Origin of the sequence: Janthinobacterium tructae, assembly GCF_006517255.1 — a bacterium.
Lineage (GTDB): Bacteria > Pseudomonadota > Gammaproteobacteria > Burkholderiales > Burkholderiaceae_D > Janthinobacterium > Janthinobacterium tructae.
This window is the reverse complement of record NZ_CP041185.1, coordinates 45,964-72,196: the sequence shown is the minus strand read 5'-3', so window position 1 is coordinate 72,196 and position 26,233 is coordinate 45,964. Positions and strand designations below refer to the sequence as shown.

Here is a 26,233-nt window from a genome sequence, read left to right as displayed (position 1 = left end):
TGCTCTGGACGGCATGCGCACCGCTCGCCTACGCTGTTTTTTTATCTGAAAAACAAGAGGAACCCATGCAGACAGCACGCTTGAATATTATCGGGATGGATCACGAAGGCTGCGCCGACAGGCTGACAGGCGCGCTCGAGGCCGTCACGGGCGTGGCCACCGTGTGCGTCTCGCTGGCGCGCCACGGCGCCACGGTGCAATTTGACGAACGGCTGGCCACACAGGAGCGCCTGCTGGCCGCCGTCAACGATGCCGGCTTCATGGGCGAGGCCTCCGACGAGGAACAACTGCCGTCTTGCAGCGGCGCCTGCGGCCACTGCCGCCATTGAACGCCGGCTCCGGCAATTCTTCGCTCCCCCTGCTCCGCTCAGCCTTCCCGCGCGCCCCGGTCGCGCAGATGCGCCAGCACGCGGCGCGGTCCCAGCGCCTGTAAATCGAACGGCGGCAGCTCGATGGCGTCGAGCGTATTCTTGAACAGCAGACCCAGCTCCGTATCGCCTTCGAGGCTCAAACGACGGCTGAAGAACAGCGTGTCAGGATCTTCCTGGCGCCGCGCCAGCAGCATCAGGTCATGCACGCTGGCGGCGATGCACAGGTCCGGCACGTCCACATAGCGCTCGGCCACGAACACCGTGCCCTGCCACTCGAAATCGAAGGCAATGCCCGCGTCGATCAGGCGCAGGCGCAGGCTGCGCCCCTCCAGGCTGCGCCGCACATCGTCGGGCAATTGCGGTGCCAGCAAGCGGTTCAGGCCTTGCACGAACAGCCAGGAGGCGGGATACGGCGGCAGCTTGGACAGCAATTCGGCCAGCGGTTCGGGCAGCCGGTACGACATGGCGGGCTTGCTCATGGCGGGCTTGGCCGGGATGGGCAATCTTTCCAGTTGATCTTGCATGGTGCTTCCTTTCGATGCATTCAATGAGCGGCGTGCTGTTCCATGCCGGGCTGGCCGTGCCAGTAGCCGTCGCAGGCGCCGGCCGGCTGGCAGGCCGCCAGCTGGGCCTGCGCGCCCACACCGCTGACCTGGCCACGGCGGGCGCGGTCGAAGATGGCGATGACTTGTTCCGTATGCATGGCCTGCGGGCTGATGCGCGCCACCGCCACGCCCATGTCGCGCATGGCGTCGAGTTCGCGCACCAGGTTGTAGACCAGGGCAGACTGCGTCTGCGTGCCGTTCAGTACGAGGAAGGGCACCTCGTCGCGCGTGCGCAGCAGCAAGCCGTCCGGCTCCTCCAGGCAGCTGTAGCCGCAATCGTCCTTCGGCAGGTTGCGGTTGCGCGCCGTGAAACAGCGCGCGGAAAACGCCAGCGGCATGCGGCCGTAGGCGAACACTTCCGTCTCCAGCCCTTCCGGTTTCTGGCGCTGCATCTCGGCCAGCGCCGTCTGCCCCATTTCCAGCGGCATCACCCAGCGCCGCGCGCCCAGGCGCGCCAGCAGTTGCAGGCTGGGGCCATTGAACAGGTTCAAATGGGGGCCGGCGACGAAGGGCGCGCCCTTTTCCATGCAATGCACGGCGCCCATGTCGTTGGCTTCGACCGTATAGCGGCCATTGCCCGTGATGCGGCGCAGGGTCGCCAGTTCGGCGCCCGCCTCGATCAGCGCCTGTGTCGACAGCACCACCTCTTTGCCGGCAGCGGCCAGCATGTCGGCGATATCGAGCCAGTCGGCCAGGCGCAGCTCATGCCGGCGCGAGCACACGGTTTCGCCCAGATACACGATATCGACGGCGCTGCCGGCGATCTGCTGGTAAAACTCGAAGACGGTGGCGCGCGGCCAGTAGTACAGCAAGGGGCCCAACGATAGTTTTAGCATGCCTTTTCCAGTATTTTTTAAGTTACAAAACCGTAGCGAGCGGCTCGCGGCGAGGCCGAGAAGCGCAGCTGTGCTAGAGCACAGTGAGCATCGCAGGCCGCGCCCCGGGACGCGCAGTAGGTTTTGCTATTTCCAGGAGCGGTGGTAGGCGCCTAAAGTGTGCTGCTGGCCCTCGGCCAGCTTGTCCATGGCCGCCATCCAGCCCGGCTTGACGGCGTAGCGCGGATTGCCTTCGCGGCAGGCGTCGATCGCTTCGCGCCACACGCGCGTGACCTGGGCCACGTAGGCGGGACTGCGCTGGCGCCCTTCGATTTTCACGGCGCGCACGCCCATGGCGATCAGTTGCGGCAGCAGCGCCAGGGTATTCAAGCTGGCCGGTTCCTCGATCGCGTAATACTCTTCGTCATTGACTTCGAAACGCCCCTTGCACAGGGTGGGGTAGCTGGCGTTTTCACCGGGTGCGTAGCGGTCGATCAGCACGCCGTTCAGGCGCGACTCCAGACCGTCCGGCGTTTCCAGCCAGCGCACGGCCTTGGCCGGCGAGCACACGCCGTGGGTGTTCGGCGCCTCGCCCGTCGCATACGACGACAGCGCGCAGCGCCCTTCGACCATCACGCACAGGCTGCCGAAACCGAACACTTCGATCTCGACTTCCGTCTTGCTGATCAATTGTTCCACCTGCGCCATCGACAGCACGCGCGGCAGCACGGCGCGGGCGATGCCGAAGTGTTCATGGTAAAAATTGATGGCTTCGTAGTTGGTGGCCGAGCCCTGCACGGACAGGTGCAGGCGCAGCTGCGGCTGGTGCTGGGCCGCGTAGGCCATCAGACCCGGATCGGCGACGATCATGGCGTCGATGCCGGCCTCAGCCGCGCGGTCGATGGCACTGCGCCACACGGCCCAGTTGTGCGGCTGCGGATAGGTGTTCAGCGCCAGCAGCACCTTGCGTCCATATTGATGGGCGTAGCGCACGCCTTCGGCGATGGCCTTCTCATCGAAATTGAGGCCCGCGAAATTGCGCGCATTGGTGGCGTCGCGAAAGCCAAGGTAAACGGTGTCGGCGCCATTGTCGACAGCCGCTTTCAGGGCAGGCAGGCTGCCGGCGGGGCAGACCAGTTCCAGCGGTCCGGCCACGCGGGTGGCGGTGGTTGCTTCAAGCATCATGATGTTCACAGTCCTGTATCGGCTCAGGGTGCAGACTATAGCCCCGCCCATGCTGCCCAGTCCTTGACGCAGGTGAAGGAATGCATGCATGGCTGGCGCGCCTTCAACTTGCTTGACCTGGCTGTAAAATGCCCCACTTTCCTCCCTCGTCGATTGCCCACCATGACCCGCAAACCGCTGCTGATTTTCCTTCTGACCCTGTTCCTCACCGCGCTGCAAGTGCAGTGGGCCGGTCCGGCCGATGGCTATGACGCGGGGACCATCTCCGTGCTGTCGCCGGAAGTGCTGGGCGCCTATCCGGGCGTGCTGCTGCTGTTCCTGCTGGCCGTGTTCGCGCGCCGCCAACTGCCGCTGCTGCGTCAGGCCGCCATCTGCACGGGCCTGCTGGCCATCTACTGGCTGCTGGCGAACTACGTCACGTTCGACGCGCGCGTGGCCAGCTGGAGCACCTATACGCCGCTGGAAATCTGGGCCCACGTACTGCCCGCCTCCGTCGCCAGCATCGCCGCCTGCGGCGCCGCGTTCTTTTGCGCGAGCTGGCTGATCCTGCGCGAAACGCGCTGGAACAAAACCGGCTGAGGTGGTTTTTTCACCTGGATCAAGTATCCGCGAATCGCTTGCACGCCACCTTTGACGGCACTACATTTAGTGGATAACCTTCATAAAAACACCGCATGTTGTGTTTATTGGAGGTTTCATGACGACGAATGCAGTTTCCCCCACACGCGGCCAGGTCGATGTCGCCGCGTCCATCAATGAATACCTGGAGCGGCGCGACTGGCGCGTCAACGCCAACGCCAACCAGGGTTACTCACTGGGTGGCCTGATCCTCAATGTGTCGGGCAAGGTCATCGCCAACTACTGGCTGGACCAGGTGTATCCGCCGGAAGTGGGCGCGGCGCACCGCGAAGCGGCGCTGCACATCCACGACCTCGACATGCTGGCCGGCTATTGCGCCGGCTGGTCGCTGCGCACCCTGCTGCATGAAGGCTTGAATGGCGTGCCGGGCAAGATCGAATCGGGCCCGCCGAAACACATGTCGAGCGCCATCGGCCAGATCGTCAATTTCCTCGGCACCCTGCAAAACGAATGGGCCGGCGCGCAGGCGTTCAGCTCCTTCGACACCTACATGGCGCCCTACATCCGCAAGGACAGCCTGCGCTACGAAGACGTGCGCCAGTACATGCAGGAGCTGATCTTCAACCTCAACGTGCCATCGCGCTGGGGCACGCAGACGCCGTTTACCAACCTCACCTTCGACTGGGTCTGCCCGGACGACCTGCGCGAGCAGATTCCCGTCATCGCCGGCCAGGAGATGGACTTCAGCTATGGCGAGCTGCAGGCGGAGATGGACATGATCAACCGCGCCTACATCGAGATCATGATGGCGGGCGACGCCAAGGGCCGCGTCTTCACCTTTCCCATCCCCACCTACAACATCACCGAGGATTTCGACTGGCATAGCGAAAATGCGGAACGCCTGTTCGAGATGACGGCCCGCTACGGCCTGCCCTACTTCCAGAATTTCATCAATTCGGAACTCAAGCCGAACATGATCCGCTCCATGTGCTGCCGCTTGCAGCTGGACTTGCGCGAACTGCTGAAACGGGGCAATGGCCTGTTCGGTTCCGCCGAGCAGACTGGCTCCCTGGGCGTGGTGACCATCAACTGCGCGCGCCTGGGCCACCTGTGGCGCGGCGACGAAGCGGCACTGATGGCCGACCTGGACCGCCTGCTGGAGCTGGGCAAGACCAGCCTGGAAATCAAGCGCCGCACCATCGAAGAACTGATGCAGCAAGGCTTGTTCCCCTACACGAAGCGCTACCTGGGCACGCTGCGCAATCACTTTTCCACGCTGGGCGTGAACGGCATTAATGAAATGATCCGCAATTTCAGCGGCGACGCCTGGGACATCACGTCCGCCGAGGGCCATGCGCTGGCGATACGCCTGCTCGACCACGTGCGCGCGCGCATGGTGGCATTCCAGGAAGAGACGGGACATATGTACAACCTGGAAGCGACGCCGGCCGAGGGCACCACCTACCGCTTTGCCCGCGAAGACCGCAAGCGCTATCCGGCCATCCTGCAGGCCGGCACCGTCGACAACCCGTATTACACGAACTCGTCGCAACTGCCCGTGGGCCATACGGACGACCCGTTCGAGGCGCTAGAATTGCAGGACGCGCTGCAGCGCAAGTACACGGGCGGCACGGTGCTGCACCTGTACATGACGGAAGCGCTGTCGGACGCGAATGCCTGCCGCGAACTGGTAAAACGCGCGCTGAGCCGCTTTTCGCTGCCCTACATCACGGTCACGCCCACGTTTTCCATCTGCCCGCGCCACGGCTACCTGGCCGGCAAACATGAATTCTGCCCCATCTGCGACGCGGAACTGATCGCCCGCAAGCACGCCCACCCTGTTCCATCACTTGAGGAAACAACATGAACGCACGTCCCGACTTCACTCCCGCCATCACCCTGCTCGACACCGAACGCCAGCGCTGCGAAATCTGGACGCGCGTAATGGGCTACCACCGCCCCGTCGCCTCGTTCAACATCGGCAAGCAGGGCGAATTCCACGAGCGCCAGTACTTCATGGAAGCGAGCGCCCGGGTTGGCCAGCCCGCCTGCCGTGGCTGAGTTGAAAGTGGGCGGCCTGACGCCCTTTTCCGCCACCGACTACCCGGGCAAGCTGGCCGCCGTGGTCTTTGTGCAGGGCTGCCCCTGGCGTTGCGGCTATTGCCATAATCCGCATTTGCAGGCACGCACGCCGCAGGGCACCATGCCGTGGCAGGACGTACTGACCTGGCTGCGCCGCCGCGTGGGCCTGGTCGACGCCGTCGTCTTCAGCGGCGGCGAGGCGTGCATGGACCCGGCGCTGGCGCGTGCCATGCTCGACGTCAGGGAACTGGGTTTCGGCGTCGGCCTGCACACGGCCTGCATCTATCCGCAGCGCCTGCAGGAAGTGCTGCCCCTGGTCGATTGGGTGGGCTTCGACATCAAGGCGCCGTTTGCCGACTATCGTCATGTGACCCGCGTGGCCGGCAGCGGCGACCCCGCGCGCGCCTGCCTGGACGCCATCCTCGCCAGCGGCGTGGCCTACGAATGCCGCACCACCACCCACCCGGACTTGCTGCCGGACGAACAGCTGCTGGCCCTGGCCACCACCCTGGCCGCGAAAGGCGTCGACAACTACGTGCTGCAGCAGTTCCGCGCCGAAGGCTGCCTGGATATGGCACTGGCAGGCCGCCCCCTGCACGGCTATCCGGCGGCGAGCACGGTGGCGCAAATCGGCGCCATGTTTCCCCGTTTTACCTTCCGTAACCATGGCAGTTGATCCTGCAGTCACATAATTGCCGAAAGCCCCGAAAAATTACCCGTTCTACAACGCTGAAATGTCTGGCGTGCTGTAAGGTATCAACTGTGCCGCGCGCCATGCGCAGCCCGTCAGATTCCTTACACCGCATTACAGATAAGCGTTATCCATGAACGATTTCACCGCAGTCAGCCCAGGCACCCCTTCCACCCACGCCGACATCCTGTACGGCCCGCCGCGACCGGATCTGCTGCGCGAGGAAGTGCTGGCCGACCTGCTGGAGGCAACGGCCCGCCGCTGTCCCGGACAAATCGCCCTGATCGACGGCGAGCGCCGCATCACGTATGCGGAACTCGATGCGCAGGCTGGCCTGGCCGCGTCGCGCCTGGTGGCGGCCGGCGTCAAGCCCGGCGACATCGTGGGTCTGTGGCTGCCGCGCGGCGCCCCTCTGCTGCTGATGCAGGCTGCCATCGCCAAGGCGGGCGCCGCCTGGCTGCCCGTCGATGAAGACACGCCAGTGGAACGCCTGCAGGTATGCCTGGATGATGCCAACGGCTTTGGCGTCGTCAGCTGCGCGCAGTTCGCGCCGCGCCTGTTTGATGCTGGCATCGTGCGCCCCGTTTGGACGGCGGAAAGCCTGCTGGCCCCCGCCGCACCGGGCGAACTGCTGCCCGCGCGCGCAACCGTCCTGCCCGAACACCCCGCATATGTGATCTACACGTCGGGTTCCACGGGCAAACCCAAGGGCATATTGATCAATCAGCGCAGCATCTGCCACTTCCTGCGCAGCGAAAACGCCGTGCTGGAAGTGGCGCAAGCCGACACCGTCTACCAGGGCTTTTCCGTCGCCTTCGACATGTCGTTCGAGGAAATCTGGATCGCCTACCTGGTGGGCGCCACCCTGTGGCTGGGGCCGAAGGAAATCTCGGGCGACCCGGAAGCCTTGCCGCGCGCACTGGCAGCCAACCACGTCACCGTGCTGCATGCCGTGCCGACCCTGCTGGCCCTGTTCGCCGAGGAAGTACCGAGCCTGCGCCTGATCAACCTGGGCGGCGAGATGTGCCCCGAGTCCCTGGTCGAGCGCTGGTCGCGCCCGGGCCGCGCCATGTTCAACACCTATGGCCCCACGGAAGCGACCGTCTCGTGCAGCCTGGCGCGCCTGCGGCCCGGTGAACCCGTCACCATCGGCACGCCGCTGCCCAACTATGGCTTGCTGGTGCTGCAGGTAGCCGAGCCGGGAGAAAACCGTCCGCTGGTTCTGCTGCCGCGCGGCGAGACGGGGGAGCTGTGCATCATCGGCCCCGGCCTGGCCGAAGGTTATCTGGGCCGGCCCGACCTGACGCTGGAAAAATTCCTGCCCAATCCGTGGGCGACCAGCGAGGATGACGCGCGCCTGTACCGCACGGGCGACCTGGCGCGCATCGATCTTGATGGCCAGGTGCTGTGCCTGGGGCGCGCCGACGATCAGGTGAAGATACGCGGCTTTCGCGTGGAGCTGGGCGAGATCGAGGCCGTGCTGGCGCAGCAGGCCGGCGTGGGCACGGTGGCCGTCTTGCTGCGCAAGGATGATGGCATCGACCAGCTGGTGGCCTACATCGTCGGCAGCGACGATGCACCCGACGATGCCCTGGTGGCGAAGACCCTGCGCGCGGCCCTGAACCTGCATCTGCCGCCCTACATGGTGCCGGGCCGCTTCGAATTGCTGCCGCTGATGCCGCGCCTCACCTCCGGCAAGATCGACAGAAAAGCGCTGAAGGCCATGCCGCTCTCGACGCCGCCGGCCGGCGAGGCGGGCGAATCGGACGTGCCGGAAACGCCGGCCGAAGCGGCCCTGTTCACGGCGCTGGCGACACTGTTCCCGGGCCAGCCGATACGGCGCCAGTTTGACTTCTTCAGCGACCTCGGTGGCCACTCCTTCCTGGCCGCGCGCCTGGCGTCAAGCCTGCGCGCCAATCCAGCTTACGCCCACATGACGGTGCGCGACATTTATCACAATCGCCAGATCGGCAAGATCGCCGCCGTGCTGAATGAAGCGCCCGCGCTGGCCACGCCGGAAGCGGAGTGGACGCCGCCATCGGCCATGAAGCGCTGGCTGTGCGGCGCGGCGCAGGCGGCGGCCGTGCCGGGCCTCGTCACCCTGCGCATGGCGCAGTGGATGGCGCCGTTTTTCACCTACCACTTCTTCACGGGCGACACGGGAGATACCGTGCCGCGCGCCATCGCCGCCTCGATAGTCGTGTTCTTGCTCGCCACCCTGGCCGAATTTGCCATCGCGATTGCCGGCAAGTGGCTGATTGCCGGGCGTTTGAAACCGGGCAGCTATCCGCTGTGGGGCGTCACCTACTACCGCTGGTGGCTGGCCGACCGCCTGGTCGAATCGGCGCCCGCGTATCTGCTCAGCGGCTCGTCGCTGAACAGCTGGTGGCTTCGTGCGCTGGGCGCGAAAGTGGGCAAGGAAGTGGTCATCGGCTCGATGACCCTGCGCGCGCCCGACCTGCTGTCCATCGGCGACAACGTCAGCGTCGGCAATGCCGTCAATTTTGAAAACGCCCGCGTGGAACGGGGCCGTTTGCTGCTGGGCCAGATCAGCATCGGCGACGATGCCTGCATCAGCTCTTACGCGATTTTGGAAGGCAATACCAGCGTAGGCGCCTTCGGCCACCTGGAGGGACAATCCGCGCTGGCCGATGGCGTGAGCGTGCCGGCGGGCAGGGTCTGGACCGGTTCGCCCGCGCGCGACATCGGCCCCTACGACCGGGCCAGCCAGCCGCCGCGCCCCGCCGTCTCGCGCCTGCGCCTGACGGGCGAAACCCTGTTCTTCTGCTTCGGCATGGTTCTCATCGCCGTGCTGTTCTTCATGCCCGTCTTCCCCAGCTTCGTGCTGATCGACTGGTTCGACGAACGCGAAATGATGCCGTGGCTGCAGGGCCGCGACGTGACGACCCAGCTGGCCCGCTACTTCCTGCTGGCCTTCCCCGCCAGCGCCGTGCTGATCGTGCTGACGGCCCTGCTGTCGGCCGCCATCCGCTGGGGCGCACTGCCCCGCTTGAAGCCGGGCAGCTCGCCCGTGCACAGCAATATTTATTGCGCCAAGTGGCTGGTCAGCCATATCCAGGAATCGAGCCTGAACGTGTTGCACGGCATTTACGCCACCGTGTACGCACCGTACTGGTACCGTCTGCTGGGCGCCAAGGTGGGCAAGGGCGCCGAGATTTCCACGGCGCTGGGCGTAGTGCCCGACATGCTGACCCTGGGCGACGACACCTTCATCGCCGATGCCGTCATGCTGGGCGACGAGCAGATCGACGGCGGCTGGATGACCATGCGCCCCACCGTCATCTCGCACCGCAGCTTTGTCGGCAACGGTAGCTATATCCCGGACGGCACCACCCTGCCCGAGCACGTGCTGATCGGCGTGCATACGCATGCGCCGCGCAATGAGCAGATGCACAGCGGCGATACCTGGCTCGGTTCTCCCCCGATGCACCTGCCTGCGCGCGAACAGGTCAGCGGTTTTGCCGAGCACCTGACCTTCAAGCCGTCCATCCTGCGCCGCCTGGGCCGCAGCCTGATCGAAGCGTTCCGCATCGTCGCGCCGCACGCGGTGGTGATCGCCGTCGGCTACACCCTGGTGCTGGACGTGATGCCGATCGCCGGCGCCGGGCGCTGGGGCGAAGTGGTGGGCGACCTGGCCATTGCCGGCATCGCCTACGGCATCGGTAACTTTTTAGTGGTGGTGCTGTTCAAGTGGCTGCTGCTGGGACGCTACCGCAAGCACGCGGCGCCCATGTGGACGCCGTTCGTGTGGATTTCCGAAGGCGTGACCAATCTGTACGAAGGCATCGCCGTGCCCAACTTCATGCGCTACCTGCGCGGCACGCCGTGGCTGCCGCTGGCTTTCCGCCTGTTCGGCTGCAAGATCGGCCGCGGCGTCTATATGGACACGACGGACATTACGGAATTCGACTGCGTGCATATCGGCGACTACAGCGAATTGAATGCGCTGACCTGCCCGCAGACGCATCTGTTCGAAGACCGCGTGATGAAGATCGACCACGTGGACATCGGCCGGCGCGTCTACATGGGCCCGCGCAGCTCCGTGCTGTACAGCGCCAAGGTAGGCGACAATGCGCGCCTGGGACCGTTGACCCTGGTGATGAAAGGTGAGCATATCCCCGCCGGCAGCAACTGGGCCGGCTGCCCGGCGGCACCTTTGCGTAGCTGATCGCAGCTGATGGATGCCACCGTGCTGTGGTCGGGCGAAGGCATGCTGGTGATCGGCGTCGCCGCCGTCCTGCCGCGCTTGGAGGCCCGCCAGCGCATCCGCGCCGCCTTGCGGACAGCGGCGGCGCAGTGGCTGAAGGTGGATATCGAATCGATTTCGGTGGAGTCGACGCCGGGTGCTCCTCCCCGTTTGCTGCTGGCCGGTCGCGTGGCAGGTTTGTCATTGACCCATGACGAAGGCATGTCGCTGGCTGCCATCCACCTGCACGGCGCCGTCGGCATCGACGTGATGCGCGTGCAGGACGTTCCCGACTGGGCGAATCTGGCGCGCGATTACCTGGGGCCGCAGGTGGCCGAGGAACTGGCCGCCTGCCCCGATGCACAGCGCCCGCGGCGGCTGGCGCAGGCGTGGACGGCGCGCGAGGCGGCGCTCAAGTACTGCGGCCTGCAACTGGCCGAATGGAACGGGGCCGCGCCAGCCTGCCGCTGGCAGGCTTTACCCTTGCCAGCCCCCTACGTGGCAAGCCTCGCCTATTAATCTTCCTTGCCATTTCCCGCCGCGCCGATCTGGACGAAAATCAGTTTTGCGATAATACTGACGAGCAGTCCCAGCACCCCGATCAATTCCAGCATGGTCTTTCCTTTGCAGTGACAGCAGAGCAATCCACTGTAGCCTGAACGCCGGGGCAAGGCCAATATCAAATCAGGCAGTCAGCGATCTCGAAAAGGCATACGATTGATTTCCATCAGACAGTTCCGCTATTTTGTCGAAGTCGTCGATGCGGGCAGCTACTCGCGCGCGGCGGAAAAGCTGTATATCGCGCAGTCAGCCCTGAGCCGGCAGATCAAGGAGCTGGAAACCGAAGTACAAGCCTTGCTGCTGACGCGCGACGCGCGCCATATCGAACTGACGCCCGCGGGACAGATATTTTATGAACGGGCCAAGCGCATCCTCGAAGACATCGATGAAACCGTGCGCCAGACGCGCCACGTGGGACAAGGAGCGCAAGGCATCATCCGCCTGCTGCATTCGAGCTCCGTCACCCTCACGCCCGCCATCGGCGCCGTGCTGAACCGCCTGCTGGCGCAGTTTCCCGGTGTTACGCTCGACGTGTCGAAAGGCTCGTCGGAAAATCAGGCGGCTGACATCGAGGAAGGCCGCGCCGACCTGGGCCTGGTGCGCCTGCCCACCCTGCGCAAGCATGCCAATATCGTCGTGCGCGAACTGTTTACGGAAAAGCTGGTAGTGGCCGTGTCGTCGGCCTCGCCGCTGGCCGCGCTGCAGCGCACGACGATCGCCGCCCTGCGCGACGAGGCGTTCGTCTCGATCCCGCACAAGGACCGCGGCGGCCTCAGCTACCTGGTGGCGGGCCTGTGCCTGGCGCAGGGTTTCTTTCCGAAGGCGGCGCGCGCCCTGTCGCGCAAGACCTCGCAGCTGAACCTGATCGAGGCCAACATGGGCATCGCCATCGTCCCCGACAGCATGCGCCTGGTGGCGCCGCCCGGCGTGCGTTTCATTGCGCTGCCCGACGAGGAGTCGCATTCCGTCGTCGGCCTGATCTCGCCGCGCGCGGCCAGCGGCATGGTGGCCGCGTTTACGGAAGCGTTTGTGCGCGAGATGAACGCATTGGCAACGACGGATTAACCTTCCGCATACAGCGCCGCATCCACGTCGCGCACGGCCGCCATCAGCAGGGCCAGCTTCATGACATCGAGCTTGCCATCGGTGCGCACGCGCGAGCACAGGTCGATGCCGTAGGGCCGCACCTGGCGCAGCGCCTCCATCACGTTGTTGGCATCGAGGCCGCCGGCGAGGAATACGGGACGGGGACTGGCGCGCACGAAGCGCGCACTGACGGACCAGTCGTGCGTGCGGCCCGTGCCTCCCAGCTCCGGGACCGGCGCGCCAGGGCGACCGGAATCGAGCAAAAAGGCATGCACATGGGGTGCGTAGGCGGGAATCAGCGCCAAAGCCTCGGGCCCTTCCACATGGATCACCTGCACGCGCCGCACATGCGGCAGCAGGCGCGCCAGTTCCTCGACTTCACGCGGGTCGATATGCCCGACGATCTGCACGGTCGATGGCTGCGTGGCGCGCACGTGTTCGGCGATGGCTTGCGCCGTCGTCTCGGACGTCAGCAGAAACGTGGCCACGGGTGGCGGCGTCCAGGCGGCGATCTGCGCGATGCACGCGTCGGGAATCGGACCGGGGCCGGACGGCATGGCCGCCACCAGGCCCAGCGCGTCGGCGCCGGCGGCAATGGCCAGTTGCGCTTCGTCGATGGAAGCGATGCAGCAGATCTTGATGCGGGTTCTCATGGCCTTGCGTGTTCAAATGGAATGAGCAACATTACAACACAGGGCCGCGCGCGCACCAAGACACGCGGTCAAGGCCGTACACGATTGTGTGCCAGAATGGGGACATTTTCCACTTACCGACGATTCCATGGCCGACTACAAAAACCCCAGCTACGTGGCCCGCTCGATGCACCCGCGTTTCGATGAACTGACCTCGCCCGGAGAAGCCGTGCCGTACTCGGGCATCTACCGCTGCGACGGCTGCGCGCACGAGATCGTGTCGACGGAAGGCCACATCATGCCACCGCAAAACCACCATCAGCACAGCAGCGAGCAAGGTGCCATCCGCTGGCGCCTGATCGTCAGTCCGCGCTGATTGACAGGCGCCAGGTGGCGGATGATACTGGATTCATCCGGCATCGCCATTGGAATGTCACTGGAACACCAGCATGCGCATCGTCGATTTTGAAGTCCGCAAAGAGTGTCCGCCGCAGCTGTGCGACTGCGAACGCGAGCGCCTGCTCGACGATGCGCAGGCGGATCTGTCCATCCTGCGCCTGAACCTGACGGAAGAAAAGCGTTTGCTGGCGCACATCGAGGGCATCGCCACCTATGCGCAGTTGCAAAAGCTGCAACTACTACTAAAGAGCAACCTGGGCGTGCAATTGCAGATCGCGCCGGGCGGCGGCGAAGTGCGCACCGTGCGCGGCTTCCAGATCCGCCTGCTGGAGCAACCGGGCCTGTGCCGCAAGACGCGCGCCGCCATCCCGGCCGCCGTGCGGCGCTGCCTGGCCGCGCACCCCGAGATCGCGTTTGCGATCCTGAATGAAAACGATTTGCTCGGTGGGGTGTGAGCCGGGTAGGTCGGATTAGCGGAGCGTAATCCGACACCATTGTTGGCCTCGCAATGTCGGATTACGCGGTTCCCGCTAATCCGACCTACGCCGCTGACCCCGGTTTTACGCTGCGTGTATCTCGATCACTTTCTTGCCCTTGGCTTCACGCGCCCTTAACTGCCCGCAGCCGCCCTCCACGTCCTGCCCGGCCGAATCGCGCAATTTGGTCAGCACGCCGCGCGCATGCAGGGCGGCGGCGATGGCGCGCGCCTTTTCCCAGCTGGGACGCTTGAACGGCAAGTCATCGATGGTGTTATACGGGATCATGTTGAGCACGGCGTACTTGCCCTGCAAGAGCGCCACGATGCCGTCCATTTCATCGTCACCATCGTTGATGCCCTCCATCAGGGTCCATTGATACTGCACCGGGTAGCCGGTCAGGCGCGCATACGACTCGCCAAAGTCCACCAGTTCGCGCGGCGACAGCCTGGGCGCGCGCGGCAGCAACTGCTCGCGCAGCTCCGGCTTGGTGGTATGCAGCGACAGCGCCAGTGCCGGCTTGACTCTCCCTTGCGGCAGGCGCTCGAAGGCGCGCGGGTCGCCCACCGTGGAAAACACCAGGTTCTTGTGGCCGATATTGCCCTCGGTGCCCAGCAGCTCGATCGCTTCCATCACATTGTTCAGGTTATGCGCCGGTTCGCCCATGCCCATGAAGACGACTTTTTTCACGGGGCGCATGGTGCGCGCCAGGACTACCTGCGCCACGATTTCGCCACTGGTGACTTGCCGGATCAAGCCGTCGCGGCCCGTCATGCAGAACTGGCAGCCAACGGCGCAGCCGACCTGGCTGGACACGCACAGGCCGTCGCGCGGCAGCAGCACGCTTTCCACCGTCTGGCCATCGTGCAGTCCCACCAGCAGGCGCGCGGAACCGTCCGCGCCCGGATGGGTGCTGAGCAGTTTCAGCATGCCCTGCAATTCGAGGTCGAGCGCGGGCAAGGCCTCGCGCACGGGCAGCGGCAAAAAATCTTCGGCACGGCGCCGGCCCTGGTCGTGCGGCTGCCCCTGGATCCAGTCGCGCAGCACGCGCTGTTCGTGCAGGGGCTTGGCGCCGAGGGCGCGCAGGCGCTGGCGGAGATGATCGATTTGCATGGATTCTGAATAAAAAAACGGCGCGCAGGAATGAAGCCAGCGCGCCGTGTTACAGGTAAAAGCGTTACACCTTCTTGACGAACTCCGTCTTCAGGCTCATGGAACCGAAGCCGTCGATCTTGCAGTCGATATCATGGTCGCTGTCGACCAGGCGGATGTTCTTGACCTTGGTACCCATCTTGACGACACCGCCGCCGCCCTTCAGTTTCAAGTCCTTGATGACGCTGACCGTGTCGCCGTCCTGCAGGATATTGCCGGCCGAATCGCGGTACACCTTGGCGCCCTCTTCCGCCGCCTCGCCAGCCGTGGCCGACCATTCATGCGCGCATTCAGGGCAGATCAACTGGCTGCCGTCTTCATACGTGAATTCGGATTTGCATTGCGGGCATGGGGGTAATGTGCTCATTTTCTTCTCTGTCTGGTGAACAGCGCGTGCTGTAAAAGCCGACATTATACTGCCTACGCCCCGCATCAGCTTGCTTTTTTCACCATCATTATCAAGGGCGGCGAACAATCTCGATGGTGCTGTGGACAATTTCCTCGTGGATGCCGATGCGCGCACGCAGCTCGGCGCCTGTCAGCGTGGGGTCGCGGCTGACCACGGACAAGGCGCACGAATACAGCTGCTTGCCGACTCGCCACACATGCAGGTCGACGATGCGCGGCGTGTCGCCTGCGCTTTCCACCTCCACTGCCTCGCGGATTTCATCCACCACGGGGTGGTCCATCTCGCGGTCCAGCAAGACCTTGCCCGTCTCGTGCATCAGCTTTTTCGCCCACAGCGCCACCAGCACGGCACCGACGATGCCCATCACGGGATCGAGCCAGCGCCAGCCGTAAGCCCACGCGCCGCCAAGCGCAACGATGGCCAGCACGGACGTGGCGGCGTCGGCCAGCACGTGGAGGTAGGCGGCCTTCATGTTCAGGTCTTCTCCATGGTGGTGGCCATGGTGATCATGATGGTCGTGATGCTCGTGGCCATGGTGGTGATCATGGTCGTGGTGGCCGCCGAGGATCAGCGCGCACACCAGGTTCACCAGCAAACCGAAAGCCGCCACCGCCATGGCCTGCGGATAGTGGATGGGCTGCGGCGACAGCAGGCGCTCGACGGAAGCGGCCACCATCAGCACGGCCACGCCCAGCAGCAGGATGGCGCTGGTGTAGCCGGCCAGCACCTCGATCTTCCACGTGCCGAAGGCGAAGCGGGGGTCGCGCGCATAGCGGCGCGCCGCCGCATACGCAAAGGCGGCCAGGCCGATGGCCAGCGCGTGCGAACTCATATGCCAGCCATCGGCCAGCAGGGCCATGGAGTTGTACCACCAGCCGGCGACGATTTCCAGCGCCATGGTGGCCAGGGTGATCCACATGACGATGCGCGCGCGGCGTTCCGCCCTGTCGCTGGCTCCGCCGAAGACGTGTTCGTGCCGCCAGGCGGAGAGGTCTTCCTCGATATGTTGCGGTTGCATGCTGGTCTCTCCGATGGATTATTTGAGGTAGGTGCGCAGGATGCCCGCGATGTCGTCGGCGCCCCTGGCCCGCTCCTCGCCGGAGATATCGGGACTGGCCACGTGCTCGCGCAGGTGCTCTTCGATCACTTCGGCCATCAGGCCATTCACGGCGCCGCGCACGGCGGCGATCAGCTGCAGCACTTCGCCGCAGTCGCGGCCCTCTTCCAGGCCCCGCTCCAGGCCTTCCACCTGGCCGCGGATGCGCTTCACGCGATTGAGCAACCTGGTCTTGTCATGCGTTGTGTGTCCCATGCTTCCACCCCAATAAATACTATAGGGGGGTATACTATCAGAGAGAGCCGGGCGGCGCGATCTTTTGCAGCTTGCTGGCCAGCGAGGCATCGGACAATTCACCCAGGTGGGTATCGACCAGGCGCCCGCGTGCGTCATAAAACAGGGTGGTAGGCAGGGCCGAGGAACCGGCCGCCTTGCCCAGCGCCGCCGCGCTGTCGAGCACCACATTGCGCAAGGTGACGCCGCTGCTGTCCAGGAAGGCACTGGCCGCCGCCGCGTCCTCGCGCTGGTTCGCATACACGAAGACGATATCGGCGCGCGCCTGCTGCGCGGCGGCCAGCACGGGCATCTCGCGCCGGCATGGCGGGCACCAGCTGGCCCAGAGGTTGACCACCATCGGCTTGCCGCCGGCCAGCGTCGCCAGGGTCGCTGGCGTGCCGGCCAGCGTCTGCAGGGCCACGGCCGGCAAGGCCGTCGGCGGCTCATACGCCAGCCCCATCCCTGCGTTCAAGACGCCCCAGGCCAGCGCGCCGGACGCCACGCTGATGGCCAGGGGCCGGCGCATGGCCGCCATGGCGGGACGCCGGCAGCGCCACGCGGTGATGGCCAGCGCGGCAGCGATGCCGGCCGGCGCCAGGAAGCCGCCATCGCGGATATTCAAAATGGACCAGGGAGCCGCGAAGTATTGTTCGTACCAGCGCAGCACGAACGCCAGGCGCGCCGCCAGCAGGCCGGCGATCAGCAGGTCGGAAACGAGGGGGCCAGCGTCGGGCAGCTGGCGGTAGCGCCGCAGCCACCACGCCACGCCGTAGGCGACGCACAGGGAAAGGAACAGCAGGACCAGGCCCGTGGGCAAAGCCAGGGGGCCGATTTGCAGGGACAGCATGGGCGCTCTCTATCACGTCGAATGGATGGCCATTGTGGTCCATGCGGATTAAGCGTGCGTTAATCCGGCGTCAAGAAGCGGCCAGTGCCTGCTTGCGCACGAAATGCATGGCTTGCGGCTGGTCCACCAGCACGCACTGCTTGCCCGTGCGCTTGCAATGGTCATGCACGCGCCAGTAAGCATCGTGGCTGACGCATCCCGTCTGGCAAATCACCAGGTCGGCCGCCACCAGGCCCGCCTCCAGCGCCGCCACGTCGTCGGCGCCATCGTCGCCGCCCGCATGGTGCAGGAAGCGCCCGCCTGCCTGCTCGACGGCCTGCTGCGCCATCAGCGCGCCGTCCGCAGCCTGGCCCGCATTCTGGGCCAAATAGCTGCCCACATACAGCACGGCTTTTTCACGCACATCGGCCTGCAAGGCGGGTGCGGGCAACCACTGCAGGCGCAGCAACTCGCGCATCAGGTCCTGCACGCGCTCGCCGAGCCACTCGACCTTGCGCGCCAGCCGGGCGCGCGTCGGCAAGCCCGGCACGCTGGCCGCCAGATCGGCCAGTGCGTCGCGCGCCAGTGCCAGCTGCGTATCGCGGAGTACGACCTGCGCCCGCGCGCGCATCAATTCCGACTCCAGCTGTGCGATGCGCGCCGCCTGCGCGGCCAGCTGCGCACTACAGCGGGCCTGCGCCCGTCCATATTCGCCCATCAGCACGCGATGCTCATGCGCGATCGCGTCTTCGTTGCCATACACACTGCCCATCATGCCCTCCTTCACCACCCGTGGCGCCCTGGCGCCAGCCCATGCTACCCCCATTACTCGCATTATAAATGAGAATCATTATTATTTGCGCATGCACATGCGCGCAGCAGGGGTATGCGGTGGCCGCCAGCGTCACGTAGTCGGCGGGCAAGACAGCAGGCGCTGCCAGACGTCATCCTGCACTGCGCGCACATGCCGCAAGCCGTCGGCACAGCGATAGATGCCCAGCGTGTTCGACGCACCAGCGGCCCTACGTCAATACACTCAAGATATTCGCGGCGGCATTGACGCCGGCACCTGCGCGCCCGCGTGCAACCGGCGCCAGAACGGCGCAGCGGGCCAGCGCTGCTCCCAGCCGTAATACTGCTGGCGCTGCGCCAGGTACTGCGCATGGCGCAGCGCCACCGTGTGCGCCACCGCGCCCAGGGTCGCATGGCCGGCAATGGCGCCAGCGGCCGCCATGCCATTGGCGAGCGCCTTGACGATGCCTTGCGAGGTGACGGGATCGAAGGCCGAAGCGGCGTCGCCGATGGCCAGCCAGCCGTCGCCATGCAGATGGTCGAGGCAGTAGGACGGCGCGGGGAAACTCTGCACGCCGCCGGCCAGCGGCACCGCGCCGCGGGCCAGCGCGGCCGTATTGGGCGTGGCCGCCAGCCATGCCAGCCAGTGACATGACTGCTGCAAGCGCCGCGCCTTGACGGTGGCAGCATCAGTGTAGAACGCCAGCAGCAAGGTGGCGTCGGGCAGATGGGCGCCGTACCACCAGCCATGTTCGACCGCTTCCAGGTGCGTGAGGCCGGAGCGGGTGCCATCTGGCGCGGCGAAGCGCATGGCCAGACATACCAGCGGCAGCGTTTCGACCTTGCGGCTGCCGCGCTGGCGCGCGAAGACAGCGCGCGTGCCGCTGGCGTCGACTACCAGATCGGCATGAATGCGGGCCGGGTGCGGATGCGCAGGATCGCCCAGCCTCAATTCCAGGGCAAAGCCGCCGCCTTGTGCCGGGGCCGACGCGGCCAGGCTGGCGCGCTCAAGCACCTCCGTCCCGCGCAAGCGCACCTGCCGCGCCAGGAAGCGATTGAACCTGGCGCGCTCCAGATGCCAGCCATGGCCCAGCGGATGCATCAGCGCGTCGTTGTAGCCGCGCTTGTCGCTGCCCCACCAGGAACAGCTGCCATGGCAAGGCGCGTGCGCCTCGGCGAAGAACTCCTGCGCAATGCCCAGCGCCTGGAACAGGCGGTTGGCTTCGGGAGGAATGCTCTCGCCGATGCGAAACGGCGTGTAGTCGCCCGCCTCGATGACGAGCACGTCGTGCACGCCATGCCGGGCCAGCGCCAGCGCACAGGCGCAGCCGGCCGGGCCGCCGCCGATGATGGCGACCCGGTAGCGCTGCCGCGATGGCGCTGGTGCGCCGGGACCGTCTGCAAGCGCCGGCATCAGCGTTTCGGTTTCGGCTGCGGCTTCGGCCGGTACACCTTGTCGATGGCCGTATTGCGCCAATACTCGACCAGATTGCTTTCATCGCTGTCGAACAGGCTCTCGACTTCCAGGTAGTAATCGTGGCAGATGTTCTTGTTCCCCTGCGCCTGCGGGATGGCCGTGCTTTGTACCACCACCCCGATACGCTGCCAGTTCAGCAGGAACTGTGCGCGATCCTGATAGCGCCCCACATGCATGGCCGGCCGGTCGATTTCCGCATCGGCGGGCGTGGTCGACGGCACGTCATCGGCCCGCGTACCCTTGCCCCGCACGGAAAAACGCGGCGTCGGCAAGTCCGTGCCGCTGGCCACCACGTCATCGTAGGTGTAGACGGCCACGGGCCGCTGCGCCGGCCAGGACGAGTACAGCAAGGTATTGATGCCATTGCCAGGGGTCGCCGTGGCCGCGTCGATCGCATCCTGATTATTCAGCAGCTGGCGCTCGGGCGGCGCTTCCGGCAAATGCGTGGCGCACGAGTTGTAATCCGTATGCCACGGCAGGGCCATGAACTTGGACAGGTCGCCCGGCTGCACCGCCTCGCCGCGCAGCGGCGTGTAGCCGCCCGTCAGAAAAGGCGCACTCTTGTGCGCCTTGCGGTAATCGAGCCGCTCACGGTTGATGCGGAACGGTCCGCCGCTGTCGTGGCGCTGCCACTCCTGCTGATACAGGGCGGGGTCGCGCACGATAAAACTCATTTCGATGCCGGGGCTGTAACGCCCGCCCAGGCAGTTGAACAGCACCGTGCGGTCCAGCGCCTCGCCGGGGCCCGGCACGGCATCACTGCCGGCAGGCGCATAGTGCTCGTGCGCCCACTGCTTCATGAAAAAATACTGCGCGCGCGTCAGCGTCAGCAGGCCGCTGCCCGCGTCACCGAGCGACAAGGGCATTTGCGGCGTCGCCGTCGGCAGCTCCGGCTGATCCGGATCGCGGATGAAGTTCATGATGCGGTAGCCGCGCAAGCCGTCGGCCGCCATCTTGCCCAGCCGGTCATGCTCCTTGATCGCGCGCGGCGGCAGGCTGGTGGTCCACTTCTGCAGCGCGGCAGCGCGCAGGATAGGCTGCACATCGGTGCTGAAATCGCACTGGTAGCCGGCCTGATAGCTGCCCTGCGCATAAATGGCGGGACGCAGCGCCATCTTTTCCAGCCAGGTGCAATACAGGTCATCCCACAACGACACCACGCTGGCCGTTTGCGGCGCATACGACGGATCGCTGGAGATCACCCAGGCGCTGCCCTCGACGGCGCGACTGCTGCCGTCGGCGAACACCAGGCTGGCCGTGACGGGACCATCGGCCACGTCGTCGAACCAGTGATCGTTGTTGACATTGTCGCCCAGGCTGGCACTGGCCGAATAATGGCCTTGCGCGTCAAAGCCGCACGCCTTGCCATAGCCGCCCAGCACCAGCAGGCGGCCATTGTTTTCCGTCGTGATGGCGCCCAGGGACGCTATGATGCCGCCCGTGATGGCGCCAGGGCCATGGCCATCCGCGCCAGGCGGCCCGCCGAGGGGAAACGACACGGGATAGTCGGGCAAGGCGCATACGGCGCCGCTGTCGGCATCCACGCAGGACGGCTCGGTGGCGGCGTCACACTGCACCAGCGCCTGGCGCGATGCCAGTACCGTGCGCGGCCCCGCGTCGATGACCAGCAGTGCGCGGCGCTGCAGCTCGTCGCCGATGAAGTTCTTGTTGCGCAGGTCCGGCTCGCAGCCATGTTCAAAGGGCGCAATGCCGTCGCCGCCCAGCCAGCTATTCGCCTTCTTGTTGGCCAGGTGCACGGTCCACACGATGTCCTGGACGCGCTGGCCATCGACCATGCTGCCGATGGCCACTTCGACCGGTGTGCCCTGCTTGCCGAGCGGGTACGTTTCAGTGCCCGCCGCATCATCGAAGGCATATTGAAAAATCCGGAAACGGGCCGCCTGCCGCTTGAGTTTTCCGCTGCCGTCGCGCAGTTCGGTGCTGAGGATCGTGGTGTCTTCCGTGCCCGGCCGGATCGGCAAGCCTCCCGTGCAGGTCTTGCCCGGCAACTCCATGCCCGCCATGCTTTCCGGGCCGAGATAATATTCTTCGCTGTTGCCGACGCGGGCGATGCCGATGGCCGGATGGATTCTTAACGCGGTGTATGCCATGCTGAACTCCTGGTAATCGAAGATGTCTGTGCCGCCAGGCACGCGAAACTACGGCTGCATGCCGTCCCGGACCCATTCGTCGAAAATGTCGATGCCTTCCTGCGGCATCGGTCCGTCGGGCGGCATGGGATGGGGCGCGGACTGCACATACTCGCCCGCCTTGCCGCCCCGTTGCGGCAGGCGGTGCTCGGCGCTCACCCGCCACGTCCCGCTCGCGCCGTCATAGTCGTAGCCATGCAGGGCGACCTGGATCTGGTAGTAAAAATCCTTCACGCTCGCATACTCGTTCAGGCGCAGCAGGCGCACGCCCGAGGACGAGGGGTTGTTCAGCTTGACCTTGTTCATATCGGCGACATATTTGAAAAACAGGCCTTGCACATCGCGCTTGAAGCTTTTTGGCGTGCTCATCATTTCACTCCTTCATAGCTGGGCTGGGGAGGCTGTCGGCGATCGACGATGGCGACCGACGGTTTGGAGAAATCGCTTTGCCGCATCAGGCCGCGCCCCTTGTCATTGGTGGTAATGGCCGTCGTGATGCGCCAGGTCTGGCCGCGCTTCTTGGGCACCAGGCTGTCAACGATGCCGGTGATATCGACGTCGATGGCGTAAGCCGCGTGCGCATGCGTGCCGGACAAGGCCCAGTGGCTGGTGCTGGTGATCAGGTAACGGTCGCGAAACTGCTTGTCGCCGAGCCGCACGGCCACGTTCGCAGGGTGCATATACACATCGGCCTGGAAACTGTAGTCTTCCATGGCATGGGCGCGATCCAGGTGCAGGTTGGCGCGCTTGTCCCTGGCGACCGGCGCCCTGGCGATGGTATAGCTGCCGCTCAGGACGATGTCGGGCCGGGCCACCGTGCCATCGCTGGCCTCATCGCTCAACAGGGCGGCGAACAGGCTTTTCTGGTTGTCGCCAAAGGCGAAACCGGCTTGCTGACGCTGGTCGATCAGCACTTGCAAGTCCTTTTTCCGCACGAACTCGCCGCCGTAGGTGGGCTGGAAGCCATACCCTTGCTTGATGGTGTCGAAGTAAATCCCGGCCTGCCCCATGTTCGCCGTATAGCTGCCCGAATCGCTGCGCTGGGGATCGCCGTCGCCCGCATTCCAGCCGACGGGCCTGGCCAGGCCGGCATCCTGTTCGCTGCGCAGGAAGGTGCTGCGGCTGCTGCCCCGGATGCCGCTGTCGCCATGCTCGTCCAGCCATTTTTCAAAGCTGTAGTCGAGAAAATTATGGAAGGCGTAAAACAGCGGGTCCAGCCCTGCCGTGATGTTGTCGCCCATGTTGCCGCCCATGTAAAAGGCGTGCATGTGATTGTGGATGCGCGTTTCCAGGTTGCCGCCACCGCCGCTGCCATACTCGTCGCCGCCGAACTCGTTCCAGTCCATGTAATAGATCTGGTAGCCCAGCAAGTTCGGCGAGGCAGTGGCCATGGAACTGTCGAGGCTGCCCTTGATGCGGGTCGAATCATACAGCGGCGAATCGACGTCCTCGAAGGCTTTCGGATAGCGCACGCCGCTGGGCTTGCGGGTGAAATTCCAGTACGGCAGCGCGACATTGCGCGTGCTGGGGCCCCGCTCGCCGTTCGGGTCGGCGGCCTGCAAGGCTTGCTCATAGAAATACAGCTGCGCCCGGTGCCATTGCAGAAAGGTATTTTTCTGGTGTTCGCACTCGCCCGGGAATTCCAGATGAGAATTTTCCTGCGTGGGCGGCTGGTCGAGGAAATAGGCGACATCGCAGCTATTGCGCGACGGGTCGCTCAGCAGCCACTTCAAGCCCTCGCCAGGCAAGGACGCCTGGCGGTCATTGAACACATCGACAGACGGACAGTTGTGCACCCAGGCTTGCCACAAAAAGCCGCGCCGGTCATACACGTTTTCCTGGCTCTTGCGCTTCATCTCGCCCACCGCATGCTTGAATGCATCAAGCTCGGCAGGAGTGAGCTCATCGATGTTCTTGCGGTAGCGCACGATGCGCGCGCCGCCCTGCTCCGCCTGCGCCGGCAAGGCAGGGCTGCAACGGGCGACAGCCAGCGCGCCCGTGTCGGCGCCAGCCTGGACGCCGGCGCACGCCAGGCCAGCCAGCAGGGAAAAGGTCAAGGTTTTCATGCGTAACATGGGCAGATGCTCCAGAGACAGGTTAGGAGGGGCGCAAGCGCGGCAGGCGCGCCTGCGCCAGGAACGATCAGTGGCCGTGTCCGCCCAAGTCGCCACCGCCCTTGCCATCCGGCAGCACCACCTTGACGTTTTGCATCATGCCCTGGTCTTCATGCTCGAGGATGTGGCAATGCAGCACGTATTCGCCGATGTAGCGCTGATAACGCGTGGCAATCTCGATCTTGTGACCCTTCATCACCAGCAAGGTGTCTTTCCACGTGCCGATCAGATCCTTGTATTGCGCATCGACCGTGCCGCCGTCGGTGCGGGTGATGCCGATGATCTGGAAGGGATTGACGTGGATATGGAAGGGATGGTTGCCATTCTTCGAAGCGAGCTCCCAAATCTGCTCGGTGCCCAGCACCAGCGTGTGGTCCACGCGGTGCGGGTCATACACGTACTTCATCTCGGGTGTCGGTGAATCTTCCGGCTTGCCTTCCACCATGAAACGGGTCTTGCCGTCCACCGTGGCAATATTGAAGGTCGCATACCCTTTCGTCTTGCCGCGCATCGCGTCCTTGGCCGCCTCGCTGAAACTGGCATGCGGGACGAACTTGCCGAGCTTGAGGCCATCGTCCAGGTCGCCAAGGATGGTGCTCTTCACGCTATCGGGCAACTGGGCGCCGGGCAGGCTCTTGACGGCATTGCGCAACTCGGTCAGCAGGAAGTCGCGCGGCGACTCGCCCGCCCTGGCGCGGGCCGATGCCTTGGCGTTGGTCTTGGCGGCGATCACGCCGATCAGGCGCGTGTTGTTGACGTCATGCATGGTCGTCATGTTGTTGACGTTGGTTTCCGCATACACGCAATAGGCGCCCGCTTTCGGCAGCGAAAACAGGATATCGCTACGGTAGCCCGGTTGCAGGTAATTGAGCGTCTTCGGGATGATCCGGTCGTGCGTCAAGCCGTCGCTGGCCACCTCGAACTGCGTGACGTCCTCGCCATCGCACAACGCCATCACGTCCTTGTCCTGGTTGGCCACGCTGAGCGCCTGGAACAGCTTTTGCGGATCATTCGCGCGGCGGATGCGCAGCACCACGGTTGCCTGGAAACCCGTGTCGATCAGGCGCCAGCGGTACAGGCGCTGCGTCTTCATCTTCAGCACCGGCTGCACCTTGCCGTTGACCGAGGTATAGCGGCCCGACTTCAGCCAGGCATTCGGATCTTCGACCTGATCGAAATCCTCGAGCACGCCCACCGCATCCTTGTCGCACGGCTTGGCCGGCGTCAGGCTGTTGCTGGGGCAGTCATAGGGAATTTGCTGCAGCAGCATCACTTCGCCAGCACTGCCGCTGCCATCATCGGGCTGGAATTGTTTCAGCACGACGTCGAGGTCGCCATTCGCCGTGGCCGTCGGATAACGCTCGCCTTCGACCACCAGCGCCCCGGCCATGCCGCTGGCGACCTGCATCGCCGTCGCGCCATGCTGGTGCGGGTGATACCAGAACGTGCCGGCCGGATGGTCGATGGGAATATTGTATTCATACTCGAAATCGACGCCAGGCTTGATCGATATCAGCACATTGTCGCTATTGCCCGAAGGCGACACCCACAGGCCGTGCGAATGCAGATTGGTGTCGTTGAAGCAGCCGCGCGGGCGCGCCGCATTGATATCGGTGGTCGCGCACTGCTCGGCAGGCAGCGGCTTCAAGCGATTATGCAACTTGAAACGCACGGTCTGCCCCGGCGCCATCACCACGGTGGGCGCCATGAAGGTGGCGGCATGCTCGTCGCGACCATCGAGCGCCAGGCCGTCCGTCTGCTGGTAGGAGCGCAGGCGCACCTTGTCATGCCTGGCCGTGGTCGGGTTGTAAATGCTGCCGTTGGCATAGCGGATGTACATGTCATACGACTTTTCAAACTCGTCGCGCCTGCTCGCCGCGCGGTTGGCGGGCCTGGCGCGCGCCTTCAGTTTCGGCGGCTCCTGCAGCAGCCGCAGTTCGACGTTGGGCACGGCCTTCAGATTCAGGTCGAGATTCAGATTGACGTTGCTTTCCGCAGCGAAGGCGGTACTGCAGGCAAACGGCATGGCGGCCAGGCACAGCAATGCGTGCCTGCGGGGAAGACGAGAGGACATGACAACTCCTTGATTGGACTCGGCAATGGAAGCATGGCTGGGCATGCGTATTTTATTATTGGTAACATTGCTATTATCCATAATGACAAAGAGTCAATACTCACACTAAGTCACTTGTTGTATTTTGAGATTTGCGGCTTGCGGGTGGGGGCCGGCGGCGGAGCTGGCTGCTAGTGCCTGAGGTGAGGGGACGGCGTTGGCCGCGCTGCGGCCAGCG

Annotated in this window: 25 protein-coding genes; 10 read left to right on the top strand and 15 right to left on the bottom strand. The window is 64.8% G+C overall.

Annotated elements, in window-relative coordinates; translation table 11 throughout:
- Positions 1-65: 65 nt before the first annotated feature.
- The gene (locus FJQ89_RS00335; protein ID WP_071078113.1) at positions 66-329 is read left to right on the top strand and encodes a heavy-metal-associated domain-containing protein; all 264 of its coding nucleotides are present in this window, start codon (positions 66-68) and stop codon (positions 327-329) included.
- Positions 330-367: 38 nt separating this feature from the next.
- On the opposite strand, the gene ubiT is transcribed toward FJQ89_RS00335, so the two are convergent.
- From ubiT to ubiU, 3 genes are all read right to left on the bottom strand, one after another.
- A complete protein-coding gene (gene ubiT, locus FJQ89_RS00330; protein ID WP_141168579.1) occupies positions 368-895 on the bottom strand; it encodes a ubiquinone anaerobic biosynthesis accessory factor UbiT in 528 nt (175 codons plus the stop codon).
- Positions 896-915: 20 nt separating this feature from the next.
- Positions 916-1,812 (bottom strand): ubiquinone anaerobic biosynthesis protein UbiV, encoded by an 897-nt coding sequence (ubiV, locus tag FJQ89_RS00325; RefSeq protein ID WP_141168578.1) that lies wholly within the window; start codon positions 1,810-1,812, stop codon positions 916-918.
- A 126-nt stretch (positions 1,813-1,938) separates the two neighbouring features.
- Positions 1,939-2,976, bottom strand: a complete 1,038-nt coding sequence (gene ubiU / locus FJQ89_RS00320) for a ubiquinone anaerobic biosynthesis protein UbiU (protein WP_423245181.1) — start codon at positions 2,974-2,976, stop codon at positions 1,939-1,941.
- Between the two features lie 162 nt (positions 2,977-3,138).
- On the opposite strand from ubiU, the gene FJQ89_RS00315 reads away from it, so the two are divergent.
- The 7 genes from FJQ89_RS00315 to FJQ89_RS00285 all read left to right on the top strand — a co-directional run bounded on the left by FJQ89_RS00315 (position 3,139) and on the right by FJQ89_RS00285 (position 12,161).
- On the top strand, positions 3,139-3,555 hold the full coding sequence (locus tag FJQ89_RS00315; RefSeq protein ID WP_096234812.1) for a hypothetical protein: 417 nt from the start codon (positions 3,139-3,141) through the stop codon (positions 3,553-3,555).
- A gap of 118 nt (positions 3,556-3,673) precedes the next feature.
- Positions 3,674-5,422 carry a ribonucleoside triphosphate reductase gene (locus FJQ89_RS00310; protein ID WP_141168577.1) on the top strand — a complete coding sequence of 583 codons (1,749 nt, stop codon included), beginning with the start codon at positions 3,674-3,676 and terminating at the stop codon, positions 5,420-5,422.
- Entirely contained in the window at positions 5,419-5,616 is a 198-nt protein-coding gene (nrdD, locus tag FJQ89_RS28530; protein WP_141168576.1) for an anaerobic ribonucleoside-triphosphate reductase, read from the top strand. The genes FJQ89_RS00310 and nrdD overlap by 4 nt, the downstream gene beginning before the upstream one ends.
- Positions 5,609-6,313: an anaerobic ribonucleoside-triphosphate reductase activating protein gene (locus FJQ89_RS00300; RefSeq protein WP_423245180.1), complete on the top strand. Its 705-nt coding sequence runs from the start codon at positions 5,609-5,611 to the stop codon at positions 6,311-6,313. The genes nrdD and FJQ89_RS00300 overlap by 8 nt, the downstream gene beginning before the upstream one ends.
- A 148-nt stretch (positions 6,314-6,461) precedes the next feature.
- On the top strand, positions 6,462-10,517 hold the full coding sequence (locus FJQ89_RS00295) for a Pls/PosA family non-ribosomal peptide synthetase (RefSeq protein WP_141168575.1): 4,056 nt from the start codon (positions 6,462-6,464) through the stop codon (positions 10,515-10,517).
- A gap of 9 nt (positions 10,518-10,526) precedes the next feature.
- Positions 10,527-11,054 (top strand): 4'-phosphopantetheinyl transferase family protein, encoded by a 528-nt coding sequence (locus tag FJQ89_RS00290; RefSeq protein WP_141168574.1) that lies wholly within the window; start codon positions 10,527-10,529, stop codon positions 11,052-11,054.
- Between the two features lie 198 nt (positions 11,055-11,252).
- Positions 11,253-12,161, top strand: coding sequence for a LysR family transcriptional regulator (locus FJQ89_RS00285; protein ID WP_141168573.1), 909 nt, complete (start codon positions 11,253-11,255; stop codon positions 12,159-12,161).
- On the opposite strand, the gene FJQ89_RS00280 is transcribed toward FJQ89_RS00285, so the two are convergent.
- Complete coding sequence (locus tag FJQ89_RS00280; protein ID WP_141168572.1) at positions 12,158-12,835, bottom strand: phosphoribosylanthranilate isomerase; 678 nt, start codon at positions 12,833-12,835, stop codon at positions 12,158-12,160. The genes FJQ89_RS00285 and FJQ89_RS00280 overlap by 4 nt on opposite strands.
- 127 nt (positions 12,836-12,962) lie before the next feature.
- Between FJQ89_RS00280 and FJQ89_RS00275 the strand changes: the two genes are divergently transcribed.
- Both FJQ89_RS00275 and FJQ89_RS00270 read left to right on the top strand, forming a co-directional pair.
- Positions 12,963-13,190 carry a hypothetical protein gene (locus FJQ89_RS00275; protein ID WP_071078121.1) on the top strand — a complete coding sequence of 76 codons (228 nt, stop codon included), beginning with the start codon at positions 12,963-12,965 and terminating at the stop codon, positions 13,188-13,190.
- Between the two features lie 73 nt (positions 13,191-13,263).
- Positions 13,264-13,668 (top strand): hypothetical protein, encoded by a 405-nt coding sequence (locus FJQ89_RS00270; protein WP_116743927.1) that lies wholly within the window; start codon positions 13,264-13,266, stop codon positions 13,666-13,668.
- 105 nt (positions 13,669-13,773) lie between these two features.
- On the opposite strand, the gene FJQ89_RS00265 is transcribed toward FJQ89_RS00270, so the two are convergent.
- The 11 genes from FJQ89_RS00265 to FJQ89_RS00215 all read right to left on the bottom strand — a co-directional run bounded on the left by FJQ89_RS00265 (position 13,774) and on the right by FJQ89_RS00215 (position 26,016).
- Positions 13,774-14,802: an RNA methyltransferase gene (locus FJQ89_RS00265; RefSeq protein ID WP_141168571.1), complete on the bottom strand. Its 1,029-nt coding sequence runs from the start codon at positions 14,800-14,802 to the stop codon at positions 13,774-13,776.
- Between the two features lie 64 nt (positions 14,803-14,866).
- Positions 14,867-15,208 (bottom strand): zinc ribbon domain-containing protein YjdM, encoded by a 342-nt coding sequence (locus FJQ89_RS00260; RefSeq protein WP_096234803.1) that lies wholly within the window; start codon positions 15,206-15,208, stop codon positions 14,867-14,869.
- 91 nt (positions 15,209-15,299) lie between these two features.
- Positions 15,300-16,268: a CDF family Co(II)/Ni(II) efflux transporter DmeF gene (gene dmeF, locus FJQ89_RS00255; RefSeq protein ID WP_141168570.1), complete on the bottom strand. Its 969-nt coding sequence runs from the start codon at positions 16,266-16,268 to the stop codon at positions 15,300-15,302.
- A gap of 18 nt (positions 16,269-16,286) precedes the next feature.
- Positions 16,287-16,562, bottom strand: coding sequence for a metal/formaldehyde-sensitive transcriptional repressor (locus FJQ89_RS00250; protein WP_099759807.1), 276 nt, complete (start codon positions 16,560-16,562; stop codon positions 16,287-16,289).
- A gap of 37 nt (positions 16,563-16,599) precedes the next feature.
- Positions 16,600-17,430 (bottom strand): TlpA disulfide reductase family protein, encoded by an 831-nt coding sequence (locus FJQ89_RS00245; protein WP_141168569.1) that lies wholly within the window; start codon positions 17,428-17,430, stop codon positions 16,600-16,602.
- A gap of 70 nt (positions 17,431-17,500) precedes the next feature.
- On the bottom strand, positions 17,501-18,040 hold the full coding sequence (locus FJQ89_RS00240; protein ID WP_243136604.1) for a DUF2325 domain-containing protein: 540 nt from the start codon (positions 18,038-18,040) through the stop codon (positions 17,501-17,503).
- A 405-nt stretch (positions 18,041-18,445) separates the two neighbouring features.
- Positions 18,446-19,615 (bottom strand): FAD-dependent oxidoreductase, encoded by a 1,170-nt coding sequence (locus FJQ89_RS00235; protein ID WP_141168568.1) that lies wholly within the window; start codon positions 19,613-19,615, stop codon positions 18,446-18,448.
- On the bottom strand, positions 19,615-21,789 hold the full coding sequence (locus FJQ89_RS00230) for a LodA/GoxA family CTQ-dependent oxidase (RefSeq protein WP_141168567.1): 2,175 nt from the start codon (positions 21,787-21,789) through the stop codon (positions 19,615-19,617). Before FJQ89_RS00230 ends, FJQ89_RS00235 begins: the two co-directional genes overlap by 1 nt.
- A gap of 48 nt (positions 21,790-21,837) precedes the next feature.
- Complete coding sequence (locus tag FJQ89_RS00225; RefSeq protein ID WP_141168566.1) at positions 21,838-22,200, bottom strand: hypothetical protein; 363 nt, start codon at positions 22,198-22,200, stop codon at positions 21,838-21,840.
- Positions 22,197-23,903 (bottom strand): tyrosinase family protein, encoded by a 1,707-nt coding sequence (locus FJQ89_RS00220; protein WP_168208312.1) that lies wholly within the window; start codon positions 23,901-23,903, stop codon positions 22,197-22,199. Before FJQ89_RS00220 ends, FJQ89_RS00225 begins: the two co-directional genes overlap by 4 nt.
- Before the next feature lie 67 nt (positions 23,904-23,970).
- A complete protein-coding gene (locus FJQ89_RS00215) occupies positions 23,971-26,016 on the bottom strand; it encodes a multicopper oxidase family protein (protein WP_168208311.1) in 2,046 nt (681 codons plus the stop codon).
- Positions 26,017-26,233 lie beyond the last annotated feature (217 nt).